The sequence below is a fragment of the Streptomyces sp. NBC_01463 genome (assembly GCA_036227345.1).
In the GTDB taxonomy this organism is placed as follows: domain Bacteria; phylum Actinomycetota; class Actinomycetes; order Streptomycetales; family Streptomycetaceae; genus Streptomyces.
On the sequence record CP109468.1, the window covers coordinates 6,747,245 to 6,766,455 of the forward strand.

A 19,211-nucleotide genomic window follows, 5' to 3' on the forward strand; every position below is an offset into this window, starting at 1 on the left:
GGGAGGCCGAGCATGCGTGCCCTAGTCGCCGCCGCCATCGGACTGGCCGCCGCCCTCGCCCTCGTGCTCACCATCAGTGCGATCGGCGCCCCACCCGGCGAGACCTCACCCAAACCCCTGCTGACCACGGTCCCGGGTCCGAAGAACTAGCCGTCCGCACCACGGAATGCAGAGGGAGGACCCCCATGCGCCGCCGAGCCAGCCTCGTACTCCTGGCCTTCGCCGTCTTCTTCGCCGCGATGTCACCGCTGCTGCGCTGGTACGCCTTCCCGCGGCTGGCGAAGATACCGCCGAACCAGTACCAGGAGACGGTGCTGGAGGCGAAGCCCGCGACCCTGCTCAACTACAGCACGCTCAAGTCCGAGAAGGTCGACAAGATCACCATCGTGCAGACCCTCAAGGGCAATGTGGAGGAGTCCGACAAGATCGAGCGCAGCGCCGGCCGCGACGTCGTCGTGTGGGACGCGCTCTCCTACATCCAGGGTCCCGACGGCAAGATGGTCTCCAAGATCCCCGAGCGCTACATCTTCGACGCCCACAGCCAGGACCCCGTCCACGCCACCGGCGAGTCGGTCGACGGGGACCCGGTCAGCCGCGAGGGCATCGAGTTCAAGTGGCCCTTCCTCACCGAGAAGCGCGACTACGAGTACTTCGACGCCCAGACCCGCACCAGCGCGCCCATCCACTACGAGGGCACCCAGAAGTTCCGCGGCCTGGACGTCTACTACTTCGAGCAGACCATCCCGTGGACGAAGGTCCCGATGCCGAAGACGATGCCGATCAAGGGCATCACCCCGGCGCAGATCGCCAAGACCGGCATGACCCGCTGGTACACCACCAAGCGGATGTTCTGGGTCGACCCGGTCACCGGGGCGCCGGTCAACGGCGAGGAGGTCCACAAGGAGGAGCTGCGGAACGCGAAGGCGATGGGCATGTCCCAGGACACCGTCACCGTGTTCGCCGGGCACGTGAAGATGCGCGAGGACTACATCGTCTCGATCACCGACCTGGTCAAGTCCCAGCGCCTGCTGGTCCTGCTGCTGACCTCGTACCTGCCCTGGGGCTTCCTCGTCCTCGCCGTCCTCCTGCTGGCCCTGTCGCTGTGGCTGGAGGCCCGCTCGCGGCGGCCGGACGAGGCGGAGACGGCCGGGCGCAAGGAACCGGAACCCGCCCCTACTCCCGCTTGAGCCGCGCCTTCGTGAAGCGGGTCGCCGCCACCGTCGTCGGGTCCTCGGGCCACGGATGCCGCGGATAGCGGCCGCGCAGCTCCGCCCGCACCGCCTTGTAGCCCTCCCGCCAGAACGACGCCAGATCCGCCGTCACCGCCGCAGGGCGGCCCGCGGGCGAGAGCAGGTGCACCAGCACCGGGACGCCCGCCACCCGCGGGGTCTCCTGGAGGCCGAACAGTTCCTGGAGCTTCACCGCGAGCACCGGCTGCGGACCGCCGTACTCCACCCTGATCCGCGAACCGCTCGGCACCTCGATCCGCTCCGGGGCCAGTTCGTCCAGCCGGGCCGCCTCACCCGTCGCCCACGGCAGCAGTCTGCGCAGCGCCTGCCCGGCGTCGATCCCGGCCAGGTCCGAGCGGCGCCGGGCCCGCGACAGCTCGGGCTCCAGCCACGGCTCGGTACGGTCCAGCAGCGCCTCGTCCGAGACGTCCGGCCACGGCGCGCCGAGCTCCCGGTGCAGAAAGGCCAGCCGCTCGCGCAGCTGCCCGGTGTCGCGGCTCCAGCGCAGCAGCCCGAGCCCCTCCCGGCGCAGCCCCTCCACCAGGGCCTCGCGCACCAGCGCGGGGTCCGGCCGCTTCAGCGGGCGCGTCGCCAGTTCGACGGCGCCCAGGCGCTCCACCCGTCGGGCCACCACGTCCCGGCCGTCCCAGCGCACCTCCTCGCCCGCGAACCGCAGATGCCCGGCCGCCAGCCGCGCCGTGTCCTCGTCGATGACGGCGGCGAGCCGCACCTGCGCGGAGGCCGCGTGCGCCGGACGGTCCGCGACCGCGACCGCCAGCCACGGGGCGCTGCGCAGCCGTGAGCCGTCCCGCAGTTCCGCGCCCGTGCCGGACGCCATCAGGAACGCCCCCTCGCCCCGGGCCCGCGCCACCCGCTCGGGAAACGCCAGCGCGGCGACCAGCCCCACGGCGGCATCGTCCGGACCCGGCCCGCCGTGACCCGCGTCCTTCAGGGAGGAGGACAGCCGCCGCACCTCCTGGCGCCAGCGGGCGGCATAACCGTCCTTGCCCAGCCGGGCGGTGCGCAACGCGGCGGCCAGGTCGTCCCCGTAGTCCCGCGGCGGCTCCTCGCTCAGCAGCGCCACGACCTCCGCGGCCCGGCGCCCGCCGACCTCGGCCGCCCCGTCCAGCAGCGCCCTGGCCAGCCGCGGGTGCAGACCCAGCCGGGACATCCGGACCCCCCGCCCGGTGACCCGCCCGTCCGCCTCCACCGCGCCGACCGCCGTCAGCACCTCGCGGGCCGCGCCCATCGCACCGGCCGGCGGTGCGTCGAGCAGGGCGAGCCCCGTCGCGTCCGGATCGCCCCAGCAGGCCGCCTGGAGGGCGAACGCCGCCAGGTCGGCCACCTTGATCTCGGGGGACGGGAAGCGGGCGAGCCGCCCGTCCTCCGCCTGCTCCCAGCAGCGGTAGACCGTCCCGGGCGCCTCCCGGCCGGCCCGGCCCGCCCGCTGCCGGCCCGCCGCCTGCGAGGCCCGTACCGTCGTCAGCGCGCTCAGCCCCCGCGCGTGGTCGGTGCGCGGCTCCCGGGCCAGACCCGAGTCGACGACGGTCCGCACACCCGGAACCGTCAGCGAGGACTCCGCCACCGAGGTCGCCAGCACCACCCGCCGCCCCTCGGGCGAACCGGCCAGCACCGCGTCCTGCACGGCGGCCGGGGCCCGCCCGTGGACCTGGAGCACCTCCGCGGCCACCCCGGACAGCTGCCCCGCCACCCGGCCGATCTCACCGACGCCGGGCAGGAAGCACAGCACGTCGCCGTCCCGCTCCGCCAGCGCCCGCCGCACCACGGCGGCGACATGGCCCAGCAGCGCCGGATCGACACGCATCCCGTGCGGCGGCCGCACCGGCCGCAGCGGCGGCGCCCACACCACCTCCACCGGGTGCGACACCCCCTGCGCCTCGACGACCGGCGCGTCGCCCAGCAGCCGGGCCCAGCCCTGCGCGTCCGTCGTCGCCGACGCGGCGACCAGCCGCAGATCGGGACGGATCGCCTCCCGCACGTCCAGGAGGAACGCGGCCACCGTGTCCGCGTCCAGATGCCGTTCGTGGCACTCGTCGATGATCACCGCGTCGACACCCGCCAGCTCCTGGTCGCGCTGGAGCCGCTGGAGCAGCACCCCGGTGGTGACCACCTCGACCACGGTCCGCGGACCCACCACGCGCTCGCCGCGCACCGTGAAGCCGACCCGTTCGCCCGGCCGCTCGCCGAGCAGCCACGCCATCCGCCGGGCCGCGGCCCGGGCGGCGATCCGCCGGGGTTCGGCGACCACGACCCGGCGCACCGGTCCGTCGCCGGTCAGACCGGCCAGGACCAGCGGGACGAGCGTCGTCTTGCCGGTGCCCGGCGGCGCGCAGAGCACCGCGGCACCGCGGTCGTCGAGCGCCTGCCGCAGCGCGGGCACGGCGGTGCGGACGGGCAGCTGGTCCAGTGCGTCGGTGCGGATCACGCCCCCAGTCTCGTACGGGCGGGGCCCGGCCCGTTCACCGGACGGCGGTCAGTCCCGTACGCAGACGAAGATCGCGGTGCCCGGGATCAGGTTGCCGCGCAGCGGCGACCAGCCGCCCCACTCCTGGCTGTTCCAGGCGGGCCACTCCGGTTCCACCAGGTCGACCAGGCGGAAACCGCCCGCCACCACGTCCCGCACCCGGTCGCCGAGCGTCCGGTGGTGCTCCACGTACACCGCGTCGCCCCGCTCGTCCTGCTCCACATAAGGGGTGCGGTCGAAGTACGAGGCGGCGACGGACAGGCCCTCGGGCCCCGGCTCGTCCGGGAACGCCCAGCGGACCGGATGCGTGACGGAGAAGACCCAGCGGCCGCCGGGGCGCAGCACCCGGTGGACCTCACGGAACACCTGCACCGGGTCGGCGACGAACGGCACCGCGCCGTACGCGGAGCAGGCCAGGTCGAAGGAGCCGTCGCGGAACGGCAGCACCCCGGCGTCCGCCTCGACCAGGGGGATGCCCCCGCCGATCCGCAGGGCGTGCTGGAGCTGGCGGTGGGAGAGGTCGAGGGCGACCGGCCGGGCACCCCGGGCGGCCAGCCAGCGCGAGCACTGTGCCGCGCCGGCGCCGATCTCCAGGACGTCCAGGCCCTTCAGCGAACCGGCCGGGCCCAGCAGGGCCGCGTCCGCCTCGTCGAGCCCCTCGGGTCCCCAGACGAAGCGGTCGTCGCCGAGGAAGCCGCCGTGGTCGTTCTGGTACTCGTCGGCATTGCGGTCCCACCAGCCGCGACTGGCCCGGCTGCTCTCCGCCTCGCCGGCGCCGCGCCGTGTCGCCTCTGGTTCGGCCGCGTAGATCTCTTGGCTCATCGTGTCCGTCGTTGTAGTTTGCCTTCACCCCGTCGTACGCGGTACGTACCAGGGGGGATCCGTGAGTACGGAACCCGTGTGTCCGGAACATCTCCGGGGCCGATGTGGCCTCGGTGAACCTGAGTTGTGCCGGGTATGGGTCGTTCCGCCCTTGGTGTGCGCCTTCGCGCATTGACCCTGCCCTGCTGCCCCCGTATGCTACAAGTTGCGCTGCGAGCCTGCGCGCCTCAGACCTAGCAGGCCGCGCTCGCATCTGTATGTATGTCCCCTCGGTTCACGAGGCGCCTCCCGGTTCGGGATCGGCGCTTCCCAGGCTGTCCGGCTTCTGCAGAGGCGATACGGGCTCACGGCGTAGCAGTAACTTCGACTCACTGTCCGTACCGGAGCCCTTTCCCACATGACGAGCAGCACCGAGACCACCGCCACCACTCCGCAGGTTGCGGTCAACGACATCGGCGACGCGGACGCGTTCCTCGCGGCGATCGACGAGACGATCAAGTACTTCAACGACGGCGACATCGTTGACGGTGTCATCGTCAAGGTTGACCGGGACGAGGTTCTCCTCGACATCGGTTACAAGACCGAAGGTGTCATCCCGAGCCGCGAGCTCTCGATCAAGCACGACGTCGACCCGAACGAGGTCGTCAAGGTCGGCGACGAGATCGAGGCCCTGGTTCTCCAGAAGGAGGACAAGGAAGGCCGCCTGATCCTCTCGAAGAAGCGCGCTCAGTACGAGCGTGCCTGGGGCACCATCGAGAAGATCAAGGAAGAAGACGGCATCGTCACCGGTACCGTCATCGAGGTCGTCAAGGGTGGTCTCATCCTCGACATCGGCCTCCGTGGCTTCCTGCCGGCGTCGCTCGTCGAGATGCGCCGCGTCCGCGACCTCCAGCCGTACGTGGGCAAGGAGCTCGAGGCCAAGATCATCGAGCTGGACAAGAACCGCAACAACGTGGTCCTGTCCCGCCGTGCCTGGCTCGAGCAGACCCAGTCCGAGGTCCGCCAGACGTTCCTCACGACCCTCCAGAAGGGTCAGGTCCGCTCCGGCGTCGTCTCCTCGATCGTCAACTTCGGTGCCTTCGTGGACCTGGGTGGCGTCGACGGTCTCGTGCACGTGTCCGAGCTGTCCTGGAAGCACATCGACCACCCCTCCGAGGTTGTCGAGGTCGGCCAGGAAGTCACCGTCGAGGTTCTCGACGTGGACATGGACCGCGAGCGCGTCTCCCTGTCGCTCAAGGCGACGCAGGAAGACCCGTGGCAGCAGTTCGCCCGTACGCACCAGATCGGGCAGGTCGTTCCCGGTAAGGTCACCAAGCTCGTTCCGTTCGGTGCGTTCGTGCGCGTCGACGAGGGCATCGAGGGCCTGGTCCACATCTCCGAGCTGGCCGAGCGCCACGTGGAGATCCCGGAGCAGGTCGTCCAGGTCAACGACGAGATCTTCGTCAAGGTCATCGACATCGACCTCGAGCGTCGTCGCATCAGCCTCTCGCTGAAGCAGGCCAACGAGTCCTTCGGTGGCGACCCGGCCTCGGTCGAGTTCGACCCGACCCTGTACGGCATGGCCGCGTCGTACGACGACCAGGGCAACTACATCTACCCCGAGGGCTTCGACCCCGAGACCAACGACTGGCTCGAGGGCTTCGAGGCTCAGCGCGAGGTCTGGGAGACGCAGTACGCCGAGGCGCAGACGCGCTTCGAGCAGCACCAGGCCCAGGTCATCAAGTCCCGCGAGGCCGACGAGGCCGCTGCTGCCGAGGGCGCTGCCGCCCCGGCCGGCAGCGCTCCGGCTGCCTCGGGCGGCAGCGGTGGCGGCGGCTCGTACTCCTCGGAGTCCGCGGACAACTCCGGCGCCCTGGCGTCGGACGAGGCCCTGGCTGCCCTGCGCGAGAAGCTGGCGGGCGGCCAGAGCTGACGCTCTGACCCTCCGGCCGGTCATCGGCTGCAGTAGGTGAAAGTGAGGCCCGCTCCCTTCGGGGAGCGGGCCTCACTCGTTTCCGCGGCGGGCTGTTCGGGCTGTTACGGGGTGACGTCGATGTTGGTCAGGCCGTTGCCGCCGGTCACCGTGTTGCTCGCGTAGACGGTGGTGGGGCAACTCGCGCCGTAGTTCGTGACGTTGACCGCGATCCGCTTGTCGCCCGTGGAGCCGGACAGGTCCGAGGCGTTGTCCCGGAAGACGGTCCCGCAGCCCCAGCCGCTCTGCTGGGTGTGCGTCTCGTAGCCGTTGTTGGTCGTACGGGAGCCGTGGTTGCCCTGGACGAGGACGTCGTTGCCCTTCACGTCGACCCAGGAGTCGTCGTAGTTGGCGCCCGTCAGCCCGCTCCCGTCGAAGGTGTTGCCGATGATCCGGGCCCCGGTCGTGCCCTCCTTGATGTCGACGTTCTCGCCGCCGACGTCCGGTCCGATCGTGTTGTCCAGGATCTGGACCCGGTCGCTGCGGTCGGAGAGGTCGCCCGCCGAGCCGACGTAGACGCCCTCGCCCATGCCCCGGCCGTCGTGCCCGGTGTCGTAGATCCGTGAGTTCCGGATGACGCCGTCGCTGCTGGACTTGCGGAAGTGGACGCCCTCCATGTCGAGGTCGTGCACGGTCACCGCATCGATGATCACGCCGTTGGCACCGTCGGCCATGATGCCCTTCTGGCCGCCGGTGACGGTGATGCCCTTCACCGTCCAGTACGAGGCGCCGTTCAAGTGCAGCCCGTAGCCGCCGCCGGCCGTGAGGACCGCGCCGGAGGAGCCGGTCAGGGTGATGCGCGCGGAGGCGGTGCCGGGGACGAGGGCCTTGAAGTTGCCGGTGTACGTGCCGTCCGCGAGGTGGATCGTGTCGCCGGGGGCGGCCGCGGTGAGGGCCGACTTGAGCTGGGCGGCGGTGCTCACCTCGATGACCGTCGCGGCACCGGCCGTCGGGGCGGAGGCGAGGGTGAGCGCGCCGGTGGCGAGCGCGGTGGCCAGCAGGGCGGGGAGCAGCGTGCGGGTGCGCATGGGGGTGCCTTCCCGTGAGAGGTTCAGGACGTTCTCGTACATGAATATGGGGCGAGTGTCTGAACTTGCTGCCCAGTGACGGTAGGGACGAGGTCGGGCCATGTCAAGGTCTGGACCAATGTGCGTCGATGCTGCGGGCAGGGTGAACACAGGGAAACGTGCGGGATACACGAATAGCTGACGGCCCGTAACACGCCCTTGCCAGGATCCCGGCAACCTCAAGATCCGAAGGGGAGCCGGGACATGACTCACGCTTCGCACCACTCGCCCGCGAGCCGCCGCACCTTCCTCCGCAACGTCGGTCTGTCCGGCGGGGCGGGCGCGATGTTCGCCACCATGGGGGCGCTCGGCCTCGCCCCCACCGCCCAGGCCGCAGGCCGCGAACCCGCCTTCCGCGCCCCCAGCAGCGGTGACTTCCACCTGAAGGGGAAGGCCGCGGCCAAGGTCGTCGTCGTGGGCGGCGGCATCGCCGGTCTCGCCACGGCCTACGAGCTGGGCAAGGCGGGCTACGACTGTACGGTCCTGGAGGCCCGCGGCCGTACGGGCGGCCGCAACTTCACCGTACGCGGCGGGGATTCCACCACCGACATCCACGGCGTCAAGCAGACCGCGCGGTTCTCCGACGGCCAGTACATGAACGCCGGACCCGGCCGGATCCCGCAGTGGATGGTCACCCTCGACTACTGCCGCGAACTCGGCGTCCCCATCGAGGTGTTCACCAACGTGAACGCCAATGCCTACATCTACAACGAGAAGTCGGGGATGAAGGCCCCCGTCCGCTACCGCACCGCCAAGGCCGACGTGTACGGCTACGTCGCCGAACTCCTCTCCAAGGCCACCGACAAGGGCGCGCTCGACCGGCAGATCACCGCCGACGACCAGGAGCGGCTGCTCGACTTCCTCAAGGACTTCGGCGACATCGGCGACACCCTCGACTACACCGGCAGCCCCCGACGCGGCTACCGCGTCGACCCCGCGGCCGCCGGCACCCCCGGCGAGGAGCTCGGGTCCGTACCCACCGCATCCGAGGTCTTCGCCAGCGGCGTCGGACGGTACTTCGCCTTCGAGTTCGAGTACGACCAGGCGATGCTGATGTTCCAGCCCGTCGGCGGCATGGACCGGATACCCGCCGCGCTCACCCGGGCGATCGGGGAGCGCCGGATCCGTACCGGCGCCGCCGTCACCGAGATCACCGACACCGCCCACGGCGTCACCGTCACCTACACGCAGTCCGGCCGCACCCGCAGCATCGAGGCGGACTACTGCGTCGCCGCCCTGCCGCCCAACATCCTGGCCAAGACCGCCCACAACCTCGGCCCGGCCGTCCAGACGGCCCTGGAGGCCTGCAAGCCGTCGTCGGCCGGGAAGATCGGGCTGGAGTACCGCAGCCGCTGGTGGGAGAGCGACCAGCAGATCTACGGCGGCATCACCGAGACCGACATGGACCTGGCCCACATCTGGTACCCGTCCTACGGCCACCAGGGCCGGCGCGGCACCATCATCGGCTACTACAACACCGGCTCCAACGCCGACGCGTACGCCGCGCTCACCCCGCGCGAGCGGGAGGCGCGGGCCCTCGCCCAGGGCGTCAAGATCCACGGTGAGAAGTACCGCACGGAACTCGCCACGTCGTTCTCCCACCACTGGCGCCAGACCCCGTACCTCGAGGCCTCCTGGCACTCGCTGTCCGGCGGCCCCGACGCCCCCGTCTTCGCACCGCTCAACCGGGCGGCCGGACGGGTCTACTTCGCCGGTGACTACCTGAGCTACGCGGACGCCTGGCAGCACGGAGCGTTCACCTCCGCACGGAAGGCGGTCACCGCACTGCATACGCGGGTACTTGGGTAAACACCATGTGAAGGGGCACGGGCGGGAATGCCCGTGCCCCCCGGGACGTTCTTCTTCAGGAACACAAGGAGGAGCGGTAACCGTGCCTGATCCGCAGAGTTTGTACGAATGGGAGCCGAAGGGCCTGGCTGTCGTCGACATGGCGCTCGCCCAGGAGTCGGCCGGCCTGGTCATGCTCTACCACTTCGAGGGCTACATCGACGCGGGTGAGACCGGTGAGCAGATCGTCGACGGCCTGCTCGAATCGCTGCCCCACCAGGTCGTGGCCCGGTTCGACCACGACCGCCTCGTCGACTACCGCGCACGGCGCCCGCTGCTGACGTTCAAGCGCGACCGCTGGTCGGCGTACGAGACCCCGACGCTGGACGTGCGGGTGGTCCAGGACGCGACCGGGGCGCCCTTCCTGCTGCTGTCCGGGCCCGAGCCCGACGTGGAGTGGGAGCGGTTCGCCGCCGCCGTCGAGCAGATCGTGGAGCGGCTCGGTGTCCGTCTCGCCGTCACCTTCCACGGCATCCCGATGGGCGTCCCGCACACCCGCCCGGTCGGCGTCACCCCGCACGGCAACCGCACCGACCTCATGCCCGGCCACCGCAGCCCGTTCGACGAGGCGCAGGTGCCCGGCTCCGCCGCCGCCCTCGTCGAGTACCGGCTGATGGAGGCCGGACACGACGTGCTCGGTGTCGCCGCCCATGTGCCGCACTACGTCGCCCGCTCCGCCTACCCCGACGCCGCGCTCACCGCACTGGAGTCGATCACGGCGGCGACCGGACTGGTCCTGCCGACCGTCGCCCACTCGCTGCGCACCGAGGCGCACCGCACCCAGACGGAGATCGACCGCCAGATCGACCAGGGCGACGAGGAGCTCGTCTCGCTGGTCGAGGGCCTGGAGCACCAGTACGACGCGGTCGCCGGCTCCGAGACCCGCGGCAATCTGGTCGCCGAACCGGTGGACCTGCCGTCCGCCGACGAGATCGGCCTCGAATTCGAGAAGTTCCTGGCCGAGCGCGAGGGTGACGGCTGAGACCGGTCGGCCCGCTCACCGCACCACCGGGCGGCGGGTACTAGGCTGCCGCCCATGCTGAAAGTGGGTCTGACCGGTGGGATCGGCGCCGGCAAGAGCGAAGTGTCCCGGATGCTCACCGGCTACGGGGCCGTCCTCGTCGACGCCGACCGGATCGCCCGTGAGGTCGTCGAGCCCGGAACCCCCGGGCTCGACGCCGTCGTCGAGGAGTTCGGCACCGGCATCCTGACCCCCGAGGGCACGCTGGACCGGCCGAAGCTCGGCTCGGTCGTCTTCGCCGACAGCGAGCGGCTGGCCGCTCTCAACGCGATCGTCCACCCGCTGGTGGGCGCCCGCTCCGCCGCACTCGAACGGGCCGCCGGACCCGATTCCGTCGTCGTCCACGACGTGCCCCTCCTCACGGAGAACGGCCTCGCCCCCCTCTACGACCTGGTCGTCGTGGTCGACGCCGCCCCGGAGACCCAGCTCGACCGCCTCGTGCGGCTGCGCGGGATGACGGAGCAGGAGGCGCGCGCCCGGATGGCGGCCCAGGCCACCCGCGAGCAGCGGCGCGCGGTGGCCGATCTGATCATCGACAACGACGGACCGGTCGAGGCCCTGGAACCGCAGGTCCGCGCGCTCTGGTCGGAACTGGAACGGCGGGCCGCGGCCGGCTGACCCCGGGGCCGGAATTCCGGCGGCCGGGCCGACGTTCACCCCGCGGTGGACGAGGGAAGGATGCGACTGTGCCCGAGAGGAACCCGGAGACCCACGTCATAGACTTCCGCGCGGCCGAGCAGCTGCTGGCAGCGCGCGACCCGCGGGGTGCCGTGCAACTGCTCGACTCGGTGATCGCCTCCCACCCGGAGAACACCGCTGCCCGGCTGCTGCGCGCCCGCGCCTTCTTCGCGGCCGCCCAACTGCGCCCCGCCGAGCTTGAGTTCGAGCTCGTGCTGGAGCGGGAGCCGGACAACGCGTTCGCGCACTTCGCCCTCGCGCGCACCTTCGAGCGGTCCGGCCACCCGGAGCGGGCCACGCGCCACTTCCGGCTGGCGGCGGCGCTCGACCCGAACCCGGAGTACCTGAAGGCGGCCCGCTTCGATGCGGACGGCTGAGGGCCCGGCCCCTACGGCCGGGCCCGCATGTCCGGAGTCCGGCGCTCAGTGCCCGTAACGTCCCCGTCCGCCGGGACCGGGTGCGTACGGCGGGATCGTGCGGTCCGGCCGGCCGTGCGGCCCCCGGCGCAGGTGGTGGACGATCACGGCCAGATCCACCAGGACCAGCACCAGCAGCACCCCGCAGGCCGCCGCCCAGCCCGGCCGGCCGGTGACAGTGAAGGCCGTCAGGCCGAAGACGGCCCAGGCCAGGCCCCATAGACTCAGCCAGAGCCGCATCCGCAGCGGGCTGCGGGCGGTCATGGGCTCATTACCGGTACGCATGGCGATCGCCTCACCTACCAGCATGGACCCGCGACGGCACTCGTGCGGCGATCCGACGGCAAAGAGTGGGGGCGGGGCCGTGAACGGCACAGCAACGGGGGACGCGGCCGTGCGCAGGTCCCGGATCCGCGGGTGTCTGCTGGGCGGGGCGATCGGGGACGCCCTGGGCAACCCGGTGGAGTTCCTGTCGCTCGCCGGCATCCGCCGCGCGCACGGCGAGCAGGGCGTCCAGGGGCTCACCGCCGACGAGGACGGGGCCGTCGGACGCGTCACGGACGACACCCAGATGACGCTCTTCACGGCCGAGGGACTGATCAGGGCGCACTCCCGGGCCATGTCCAAGGGGATCGGCGGTGCCGAGACGGCGGTCATGAAGCACGCCTATCTGCGCTGGCTGGACACCCAGAACCATCCCGCGCCGCCGGCCCGTGACGGGGGCGACCTCGTCCGGACCGGATGGCTCAGGCAGCAGCCCTGGCTGTACGCGCGCCGGGCCCCCGGAAACGCCTGCCTGAGCGGACTCACCTCCGCGCACACCCCCGACCCGCAGGGCCCGCTCGGGGTGCCGGGCCCGGTGAACACGGACTCCAAGGGCTGCGGCACGGTCATGCGCTCCGCCCCCTTCGGCCTGACCGGCGAGGACCCGGCCGGGGGCTTCGCGCTGGCCGCCCGGTGCGCGCAGATCACCCACGGCCACCCCACCGGTGCCTACGCGGCCGGAGCGCTCGCGGCGATCGTCGCCCATCTGCTGGCGGGCGACTCCCTGCCGGGATCGGTCCTGCGGGCCATGGACCTGCTCGCCCGCCACCCCGGGCACGAGGAGACGACCGCTGCCCTGCGCGGCGCCGTCGACCTGGCCGCGCAGGGCGCGCCGAGCGCCGGGAAGGTGGAGTCGCTCGGTGCGGGCTGGGTGGCCGAGGAGGCCCTGGCCATCGCCGTGTACTGCGCCCTGGTCCTGCCCGAGGCCGGCCAGGTCGCCGAGTCCCTGCTGCTCTCGGTCAACCACTCGGGCGACAGCGACTCCACCGGCGCGGTCTGCGGCAATCTGCTCGGCGCCCGCCACGGCGAGACGGGACTCCCTCCGGCCTGGCTGGTGCGCACCGAGGGACGGGCCGTGATCGCCGAGCTGGCCGACGACCTGTCCCTGGAGTTCGCGCACCCGGTGAGCTGGCCGGAGGGCCGCTACCCGGCCTGCTGAGCCGGTGTGCGCGTCAGCCGGTCAGCAGCTTGGCGCGCAGCGTCTGAACGGTCGCCGCGTCGAGCTTCAGCCCCTCGCGCACGTACGTGTCGAAGTCGCCGTAGATGTGGTCGACCTCGGCGAACGCCGCGCGCAGCCAGCTCAGTTCGACGGCCTTCGGGTCGCCGGTGTACTGGTTGCTGGCGAGGAAGTCCGCCTCGACGGTCGCCCGGGGGACCCCCAGCAGGGTGAGCAGGACGGCGGTGCCCCAGCCCGTGCGGTCCTTGCCGGCGCTGCAGTGGAAGACCGTGGCTCCGGAGCCGTTCGTGGCCACGGCGGTGACCAGGTCGTGGAAGGCGTAGTCGGCGCCCACGAAGTTGACCATGAACGGGTATCCGATGGACTGGCCCAGGTCGGACGAACCGGAGAAGAGGCCCGCCGCGATGGCCTCGGCCAGTGTCATCAGCGCCGAGTCGTGGAACCGGATGCCGTGGCTGAGCGAGACGACGTCGGCGACCTGGTACGCGACACCCGCGGGCAGCCGGTCCGGGTCGTCCTTGCGCTCCTGGACGTTGCGCAGATCGACGTCGAGGGTGAGGCGCTGGGAGACCAGCCGCTGCTGCTCGGCGTCGGTGAGGCCGCTCAGCTTGTTGGAGCGGTAGACCAGACCGGAGCGCACCCAGCGCCCGTCCGCCGTGCGGTAGCCGCCGATGTCACGGAAGTTGCGCGCCGAGGCCAGCCCGAGGGAGCGGTCGGCGACGACCAGGGGGCTGCCGCCGTCCGGGACCAGCCGGAAGTACCAGCGCCCGGCCTCCGGGAGCGTTCCCGCCGGGACGGTCAGCGAACCGGTGCCGGGCGCCGTGCCCAGGGCGATCCCGGTCGTGGCGTCGGGGCCGGTGACGGCGGTGACGGTCACCGAGGCGGCCGGTGAGGCCCAGGAGAGGGTGTGGCCGCCGTCGGCCGCGCGCACGGCGCCGGCGGAGGTGAAGGGGACCGCGGCCTGTGCGGTGGCCGAGGCGGCGGGCGGTGCGGCGAGCGCGGACGGGGCCAGTGCCGTACCGGCGAGAAGGGCGGCCGCGACGGCGGCTCCGGCTATGCGGTGCGTACGCATGGTGCTCCTTGTCTGTCCCCCGCGGGAGGTCGTGCCCGGCGGGGAGGGGGCGTCAGGAGGTCGGTGTGGCGGTGCACGGGGCGGTGCCGCAGACATTGATGACACGCCCGGTGGTCAGGAAGGTGGCCTTCTGCTGACGTGCGGCGGGCGAGTTGCGGGGATCCTCGTGCGGGTCGTGGCCGTAATCGGGCCCGGCGGGCGGGGTGTTGGTGAGCGGGGGTGTGGGGGTGCCGCTGTCCCAGACGGTCATCGCCGATCCCCGGTAGGGCAGTTGACCGGGGCCGATGCGCCGGATGCCCCAGTACGGGACGGTGTCCGGGCTCCGGCCGTCGGCGAGCGCGGGCGACAGCAGCCGGGCGCCGATCGTGCGCGCCTCCACCTCGGCCGCCGCGTTCGCCACCTGGTGGTCCCCGTAGGCGATGTGCATCAGCACCTGGTGGTGGTCGGTGAGGTGGTTCGCGTACGCGTTCGTCTCACCGCGGTCCCACACCATCTGGAACAGCTGGAGGACGAGCTGCTGGCGCAGCTTGTCCGGGTAGGCCAGGTCCAGGACCTGCTGGAAGGGGGCGAAGTCGGCGCTGCGGTTGAGGAGCAGCCCGTAGTTCATGGCGGTGACGCCCAGGACGCCGCGCCGGATGTCGGGCGAGGCGGCGACCAGCGCGCCGCCCAGGATGCCGCCCTGGCTGTTCCCGTCGTACGCGAGACCGTGCCGGGTGTCGACGAGCGGGCGGCCGTCTGTGGTGCGGAACGCGGGGTCGGTGACCAGCCCCTCGGGGTGGATCAGGGCGCGGCCGAGGAACAGGGCGTTCAGCATGCCCTGTTCGCTGCGCTCCGGCACGGCGGGGAAGAGGTTCGGGTCGGCGAGCGCGCCGAGGACGACGGGGATGTCCTCCTTGGCCATGCCGATCCAGTCCGTCGCGCAGAAGGTGAAGTCGTGCTCGGCGGCCATGTCCTTGACGTTGCCCGCGCCGACCTCGGAGCGGGAGCCCAGCAGCCCGTGCCCGTAGAGGGAGGGGTGGGAGGGGGTGCGGAAGGCGGAGCGGGGGATCTCGCAGCGGAACGTGGCGAGCTGGGTGCTGAGGGGGAGCCGGCGGGGTACGCCGTCGCGGTCGCGGTGCAGGACGGAGCCGGGCGGGCCGCCGGGCAGGGCGAGATAGCCCGGCACGGTGATCTCTCCGGTGACCTCGCGGGCGATCCGGGCGTCCTGGCCGGCGGTGAAGTCGGTGACCTGGGTGACGGCGAAGCCGGGCGAGCGGTTGCCGAGCCGGCGGAACGCGTCGTCCCGGATGGTGAACAGGTCGCCGGTGAGGCTGCGGGTGGACGCGACGGTGAAGTCCCAGGCCAGATGGAGGTCCTGGGTGGTGACCCCGGCCCGGCGCAGGGCGGCGAGGGCGGGGCGCAGCCGGTCCTGGCGGGCGCGCAGCGGATCGTGGGCGGGCAGCCGCCGGCCCGCGACGGCGGCGAACGGGGCGGCCGCCGGGATCGTGCGGCCCGCCGCGTCCTTGAGCCGGCGCAGGGCCACGGCGTAGTGGTGGCCGTCGTGGAGGCTGCGGGCCGGGTGGATGAGCAGCGCCCGGCGCGCGGGGTCGGTGGCGTTGGAGTCCGGCTCGGCCCAGTACGGCCACCGCTCACCGGTGGTGGTGTCCAGGAGCACGACCGGCGCGTCCCGGTCCAGGGAGCGGCCGATGCCGGTGAGCGGGGCCGCACCGGTCGCCGCCAGGTCCAGGCCCGGCACCTGGGCGATCAGTGCGGAACCGGGGGAGAAGCCGTCGGACCGGTTCCAGGCGGCCGGGTCGACGGGCTGCCCGGTCACGGGGCGGGGCAGCCCGGCCGGGCCGAAGTCCACCCGGCGGCCCGTGTCGGTGCCCGGGTCCGGCCGGGTGTACCAGTCGTTGGGGAACGGCAGCAGGCACTCGGCGGGTGCCAGCGGATCACAGCCCCGCTCCGGCGGGTGGTGGCCCGCCGGAGCCGCGTGGGCGGGCGGGGCGAGGAGGGCGGCCGCACCGAGCGCCGCCGCGAGCAGTCCGTTGAGGAGCCGCTGCCGCACGGGTCAGCTCCCCTGGAGGTGTGCGCCGATGATGCGGGCGTAGTTCTCCTCGCCCTGCCGGTTGGGGTGCAGCGGGGCGGCCGCGGCCGTCGGCACGTACCCCTCGACCCACTTGGCCGACGGCGCCTGGCAGGAGTCGTGGCCCTTGCTCGGGGTGGCGAGGTCGATGTACTCGGCGCCGTGTGCCGCGCTCTGCTGGGCGATCACGGTGTTCATCCGGTCGACGCTGCCCTGGAGGAAGTCGGCGTCCACCGGGAGCACCGGCTGCAGCGGCCAGCAGCCGCCCGGCTTGATGTAGAGCCCGTAGCCCGTGACGATCACCCGGGCCTGCGGCGAACGCTGGTGGATGCCGTCCAGGACGGTGGCCAGCCGGGGCGCGAACTCGGCGATGCGCTGGGCCACCTGGTCCACGCCGCCCTCGGTCAGCTTGTCCTTGCACGGGGTGGCGGTCGGGTCGAGCTGCATGCAGTCCTGCGCGATGCCGACCAGACCGGTGTCGTTGCCGCCGATCGTCAGGGTCACCAGATCGGTGTCCGCGCGCAGGGCGTCGAACTGGGGCGGCGCCGAGCCCATCGGGATGTCGAGCAGGGAGAGCGACTGCTTCTCCGTCATGTGCTTGGACGCGGCCCCGCTGCAGGTGACGTCGTGCAGCGAGGCGCCGATGCTCGCGGCCAGCTCGTGCGGGTAGTTGTGCGTGGAACGGCCGCAGGCCACCGGGCCGGTGATGTCCGGGATGAGGGGGCCGGAGGCCATGGAGTCGCCGAGCGCGACGTACGACGTGGTGCCGCCGTCCGCCGCCCAGGCGCCGGAGGCACTCGTCCCGACCGCCAGACCGGCCAGCGCGAGCGCCGCGACGGAGGCTCTGACGGTCCGACAGAATGCGTTGCTGTACGACGAGTTCACGGCGACCTCCGGTGTGGGGGCGAGGCGGGGCATGGCGGGTGTCGCCGGTCATCATGCAGACTCGAACGCCGTCGTTTAACTGGTGGGTAACGCAGACTTCCGCGGGGGCTTTTGTGACGCATGACAAAGAGCGGACCGCCGTCGGGGGCGGTCGCACCGGCCGGAAGGCCGTCGGGCAGCGGCCGCTGTGCATCGGCGGCCGCCCGGTGGCGGCCCAGCTGCGGGCCCGCGCCCCCGCCCTCACGAGCCGCGTCGTCGCCCGGCTGCTCAGCGATCTGCCGGTCTACGCGGAGCTGCCCCACGAGGAGATCGCGGGCGACATCGCGGACATCGTCCAGCACAATCTGCGGCTCTTCGCCGACGTCGTCGAGCACCGCAGGGCGGCCACCGACGCCGAACTCGCCCAGCAGCGCGACTCGGCGGCCCAGCGCGCCGAGGAGGGCGTGCCGCTCGACGCCATCCTCACCGCGTACCAGGTGGGCATCGCGATGTGCTGGGAGGAGACCGCTCAGGACGCCGGCCCCGACGACCTCCCCGTCGTCCTGGAGATCATGAACCGCATCATGGTCGTCCAGCAGCAGCTGACCTCCGCGGTGAGCGGCGCGTATCTGGAGGCCCGGCAGATCCTCGACAGCCAGGAACACGGTGGCCGGCACGCCCTGATGGCCGCCCTGCTGACCGGCGAGGACCTGGAGGGCTTCACCCGGCGCACGGGTCTGCGCCCCGCGGCCCGCTATCTGACGATGACGCTCGCGCTCGCCCCGCACGACGACGAGGTGGGCCAGGCCCCCGGCCCCGGACGGGGGGTGGCCGCGCGCCGCAAGATCCGCCGCATCCGGACGGCCCTGGACCGGTTCGCCGGTACGCCCGCGCTGACCGCTCTCGACGCGACCGGCGGCACCGTCCTGCTGCCCGTTGCGGAGCCGCCGCCCTGGAGCGGGCCCGGCGGGCTCGGCGAGCTGATCGCCGAGGCCACCCGGGCCGCCGGGGTACCGGTCACCGCCGCCGCGGAGACCGCCCAGCCGGCGGCGGTGCCGGCCGCCGTGGCCCGTAACGCCGAGATCGTCGATCTCGTCGCGCGCTCCGGCCGGCCCGCCGGTCTGTACCGGCTCGCCGACGTCCTGCTGGAGTACCAGCTGAGCAGGCCAAGCGAGGCGCTGAACGGGCTCGCACGCCTGCTGCTCCCGCTGGAGGCGAAACCGGAGCTGCTGCACACGCTGGAGACCTACCTCGCCCACGGCCTGGACCGCAGGGCTGCCGCGGCGGCGCTGCACGTCCACCCCAACACCGTCGACTACCGCGTCCGCCGCATCGGCCGTCTCACCGGCCTCTTCCCGGCCCGCCCGACGGACCTCCAGCACCTCAGCGCGGCCCTGGTCGCCCGCCGTTCGGCAGCGGGCCGGGGAACGGGGGGAGCCGACGGCTCGTTCGGAAGGGCATGAGCGAACGAGTGGTACGTGAGGGTTATGCGGGGACGGGGCCCGGCGCGATCACGCCCGACGGCTGCGCGGTCGAGCTGTACTCGCGACTGGCGGTGAACGACGAGCCGGACATCGTCGCCGCGGCCGTCCCCGCCGGATCGAGCATTCTGGAACTGGGCTGCGGCGTGGGCCGCGTGACGCACCCCCTGATCGAGCGCGGCTTCGACGTCACGGCGGTGGACGAGTCGCCGCAGATGCTGGAACGGGTGCGCGGCGCACGCACGGTGTGCGGGCCCATCGAGTCGCTGGACCTCGGTGACGAGACCTTCGACGTGGTCATGCTGGCGTCGTTCCTGGTGCACTCGGGCGACGACCGGGTGCGGGACGGGCTGCTGCGCACCTGCCGGAGATACGTGAGGGACGGCGGATCGGTGCTCTTCCAGCGCGAGGGCGAGGACTACCACGACGTGCCGCGCGAGCGCGTCCACCCGGCCGGGTACACGACGCGGATCCTCTCCTCCGAACCGGTGGGGGACGGGGTTGAATCGGTGCGTGCCGAGTACGAGTTCGCGGACGCGCGCTGGACGCAGACCTTCCTCTCGCGGCCGATGTCGAAGGAGCAGTTCGAGGGCCATCTCGACGCGGCGGGCCTGCGGGTGGAGCGCTACCTCACCGAGGACGGGATCTGGGTACTGGCCGTGCCCAAGTAGCCGCGCGGTGAAGGCAATCGGTGGCCGGCGGGGCGATGAC

General features: G+C 72.5%; 17 protein-coding genes. 10 read left to right on the plus strand and 7 right to left on the minus strand.

Annotated elements, in window-relative coordinates; genetic code table 11:
- The first annotated feature begins 12 nt into the window (after positions 1–12).
- Complete coding sequence (locus tag OG521_29735) at positions 13–150, plus strand: SPW_0924 family protein (GenBank protein ID WUW24720.1); 138 nt, start codon at positions 13–15, stop codon at positions 148–150.
- A gap of 35 nt (positions 151–185) precedes the next feature.
- Complete coding sequence (locus tag OG521_29740; GenBank protein ID WUW24721.1) at positions 186–1,187, plus strand: DUF3068 domain-containing protein; 1,002 nt, start codon at positions 186–188, stop codon at positions 1,185–1,187.
- Here OG521_29740 and hrpB read toward each other — a convergent pair.
- Both hrpB and OG521_29750 read right to left on the minus strand, forming a co-directional pair.
- Positions 1,174–3,675 carry an ATP-dependent helicase HrpB gene (gene hrpB / locus OG521_29745; GenBank protein WUW24722.1) on the minus strand — a complete coding sequence of 834 codons (2,502 nt, stop codon included), beginning with the start codon at positions 3,673–3,675 and terminating at the stop codon, positions 1,174–1,176. The two genes, OG521_29740 and hrpB, sit on opposite strands and share 14 nt — an antisense overlap.
- A gap of 48 nt (positions 3,676–3,723) precedes the next feature.
- Entirely contained in the window at positions 3,724–4,536 is an 813-nt protein-coding gene (locus OG521_29750) for a methyltransferase domain-containing protein (protein ID WUW24723.1), read from the minus strand.
- A 397-nt stretch (positions 4,537–4,933) separates the two neighbouring features.
- Here OG521_29750 and rpsA point away from each other — a divergent pair, with 397 nt between their 5' ends.
- Positions 4,934–6,448 carry a 30S ribosomal protein S1 gene (gene rpsA, locus OG521_29755; GenBank protein WUW24724.1) on the plus strand — a complete coding sequence of 505 codons (1,515 nt, stop codon included), beginning with the start codon at positions 4,934–4,936 and terminating at the stop codon, positions 6,446–6,448.
- A 104-nt stretch (positions 6,449–6,552) separates the two neighbouring features.
- On the opposite strand, the gene OG521_29760 is transcribed toward rpsA, so the two are convergent.
- Positions 6,553–7,515, minus strand: coding sequence for a right-handed parallel beta-helix repeat-containing protein (locus OG521_29760; GenBank protein ID WUW26847.1), 963 nt, complete (start codon positions 7,513–7,515; stop codon positions 6,553–6,555).
- 324 nt (positions 7,516–7,839) lie between these two features.
- Between OG521_29760 and OG521_29765 the strand changes: the two genes are divergently transcribed.
- The 4 genes from OG521_29765 (at position 7,840) to OG521_29780 (ending at position 11,478) form a co-directional block, all read left to right on the plus strand.
- Positions 7,840–9,363, plus strand: coding sequence for an FAD-dependent oxidoreductase (locus tag OG521_29765; GenBank protein WUW26848.1), 1,524 nt, complete (start codon positions 7,840–7,842; stop codon positions 9,361–9,363).
- An 82-nt stretch (positions 9,364–9,445) separates the two neighbouring features.
- Positions 9,446–10,384 carry a PAC2 family protein gene (locus tag OG521_29770; protein ID WUW24725.1) on the plus strand — a complete coding sequence of 313 codons (939 nt, stop codon included), beginning with the start codon at positions 9,446–9,448 and terminating at the stop codon, positions 10,382–10,384.
- Positions 10,385–10,438: 54 nt separating this feature from the next.
- Positions 10,439–11,041, plus strand: coding sequence for a dephospho-CoA kinase (coaE, locus tag OG521_29775; protein ID WUW24726.1), 603 nt, complete (start codon positions 10,439–10,441; stop codon positions 11,039–11,041).
- A gap of 68 nt (positions 11,042–11,109) precedes the next feature.
- A complete protein-coding gene (locus tag OG521_29780) occupies positions 11,110–11,478 on the plus strand; it encodes a tetratricopeptide repeat protein (protein WUW24727.1) in 369 nt (122 codons plus the stop codon).
- 45 nt (positions 11,479–11,523) lie between these two features.
- Here OG521_29780 and OG521_29785 read toward each other — a convergent pair whose 3' ends face one another.
- On the minus strand, positions 11,524–11,802 hold the full coding sequence (locus OG521_29785) for a DUF6343 family protein (protein WUW24728.1): 279 nt from the start codon (positions 11,800–11,802) through the stop codon (positions 11,524–11,526).
- 79 nt (positions 11,803–11,881) lie between these two features.
- Here OG521_29785 and OG521_29790 point away from each other — a divergent pair, with 79 nt between their 5' ends.
- Positions 11,882–13,000 (plus strand): ADP-ribosylglycohydrolase family protein, encoded by a 1,119-nt coding sequence (locus tag OG521_29790; GenBank protein WUW24729.1) that lies wholly within the window; start codon positions 11,882–11,884, stop codon positions 12,998–13,000.
- 13 nt (positions 13,001–13,013) lie between these two features.
- Here the strand turns inward: OG521_29790 and OG521_29795 are convergent, their stop codons facing one another.
- The 3 genes from OG521_29795 to OG521_29805 are packed head-to-tail and all read right to left on the minus strand — an operon-like array spanning position 13,014 to position 17,040.
- Positions 13,014–14,090 carry a tyrosine-protein phosphatase gene (locus tag OG521_29795; protein WUW24730.1) on the minus strand — a complete coding sequence of 359 codons (1,077 nt, stop codon included), beginning with the start codon at positions 14,088–14,090 and terminating at the stop codon, positions 13,014–13,016.
- Positions 14,091–14,142: 52 nt separating this feature from the next.
- Positions 14,143–16,137, minus strand: a complete 1,995-nt coding sequence (locus OG521_29800) for a hypothetical protein (GenBank protein ID WUW24731.1) — start codon at positions 16,135–16,137, stop codon at positions 14,143–14,145.
- Between the two features lie 3 nt (positions 16,138–16,140).
- Positions 16,141–17,040: an SGNH/GDSL hydrolase family protein gene (locus OG521_29805; GenBank protein WUW26849.1), complete on the minus strand. Its 900-nt coding sequence runs from the start codon at positions 17,038–17,040 to the stop codon at positions 16,141–16,143.
- A gap of 185 nt (positions 17,041–17,225) precedes the next feature.
- On the opposite strand from OG521_29805, the gene OG521_29810 reads away from it, so the two are divergent.
- Complete coding sequence (locus OG521_29810; GenBank protein WUW26850.1) at positions 17,226–18,482, plus strand: helix-turn-helix domain-containing protein; 1,257 nt, start codon at positions 17,226–17,228, stop codon at positions 18,480–18,482.
- Positions 18,479–19,171 (plus strand): class I SAM-dependent methyltransferase, encoded by a 693-nt coding sequence (locus tag OG521_29815; protein ID WUW24732.1) that lies wholly within the window; start codon positions 18,479–18,481, stop codon positions 19,169–19,171. The genes OG521_29810 and OG521_29815 overlap by 4 nt, the downstream gene beginning before the upstream one ends.
- The last annotated feature ends 40 nt before the right edge of the window (positions 19,172–19,211 follow it).

Excerpts from the sequence above, each read along its gene's own strand:
- OG521_29760 (WUW26847.1), bottom strand. The coding sequence starts at position 7,515 with ATGCGCACCCGCACGCTGCTCCCCGCCCTGCTGGCCACCGCGCTCGCC.
- OG521_29765 (WUW26848.1), top strand. The coding sequence starts at position 7,840 with ATGTTCGCCACCATGGGGGCGCTCGGCCTCGCCCCCACCGCCCAGGCC.
- OG521_29795 (WUW24730.1), bottom strand. The coding sequence starts at position 14,090 with ATGCGTACGCACCGCATAGCCGGAGCCGCCGTCGCGGCCGCCCTTCTC.
- OG521_29815 (WUW24732.1), top strand. The coding sequence starts at position 18,479 with ATGAGCGAACGAGTGGTACGTGAGGGTTATGCGGGGACGGGGCCCGGC.
- OG521_29735 (WUW24720.1), top strand. The coding sequence starts at position 13 with ATGCGTGCCCTAGTCGCCGCCGCCATCGGACTGGCCGCCGCCCTCGCC.
- OG521_29785 (WUW24728.1), bottom strand. The coding sequence starts at position 11,802 with ATGCGTACCGGTAATGAGCCCATGACCGCCCGCAGCCCGCTGCGGATG.
- OG521_29750 (WUW24723.1), bottom strand. The coding sequence starts at position 4,536 with ATGAGCCAAGAGATCTACGCGGCCGAACCAGAGGCGACACGGCGCGGC.
- OG521_29740 (WUW24721.1), top strand. The coding sequence starts at position 186 with ATGCGCCGCCGAGCCAGCCTCGTACTCCTGGCCTTCGCCGTCTTCTTC.
- coaE (WUW24726.1), top strand. The coding sequence starts at position 10,439 with ATGCTGAAAGTGGGTCTGACCGGTGGGATCGGCGCCGGCAAGAGCGAA.
- rpsA (WUW24724.1), top strand. The coding sequence starts at position 4,934 with ATGACGAGCAGCACCGAGACCACCGCCACCACTCCGCAGGTTGCGGTC.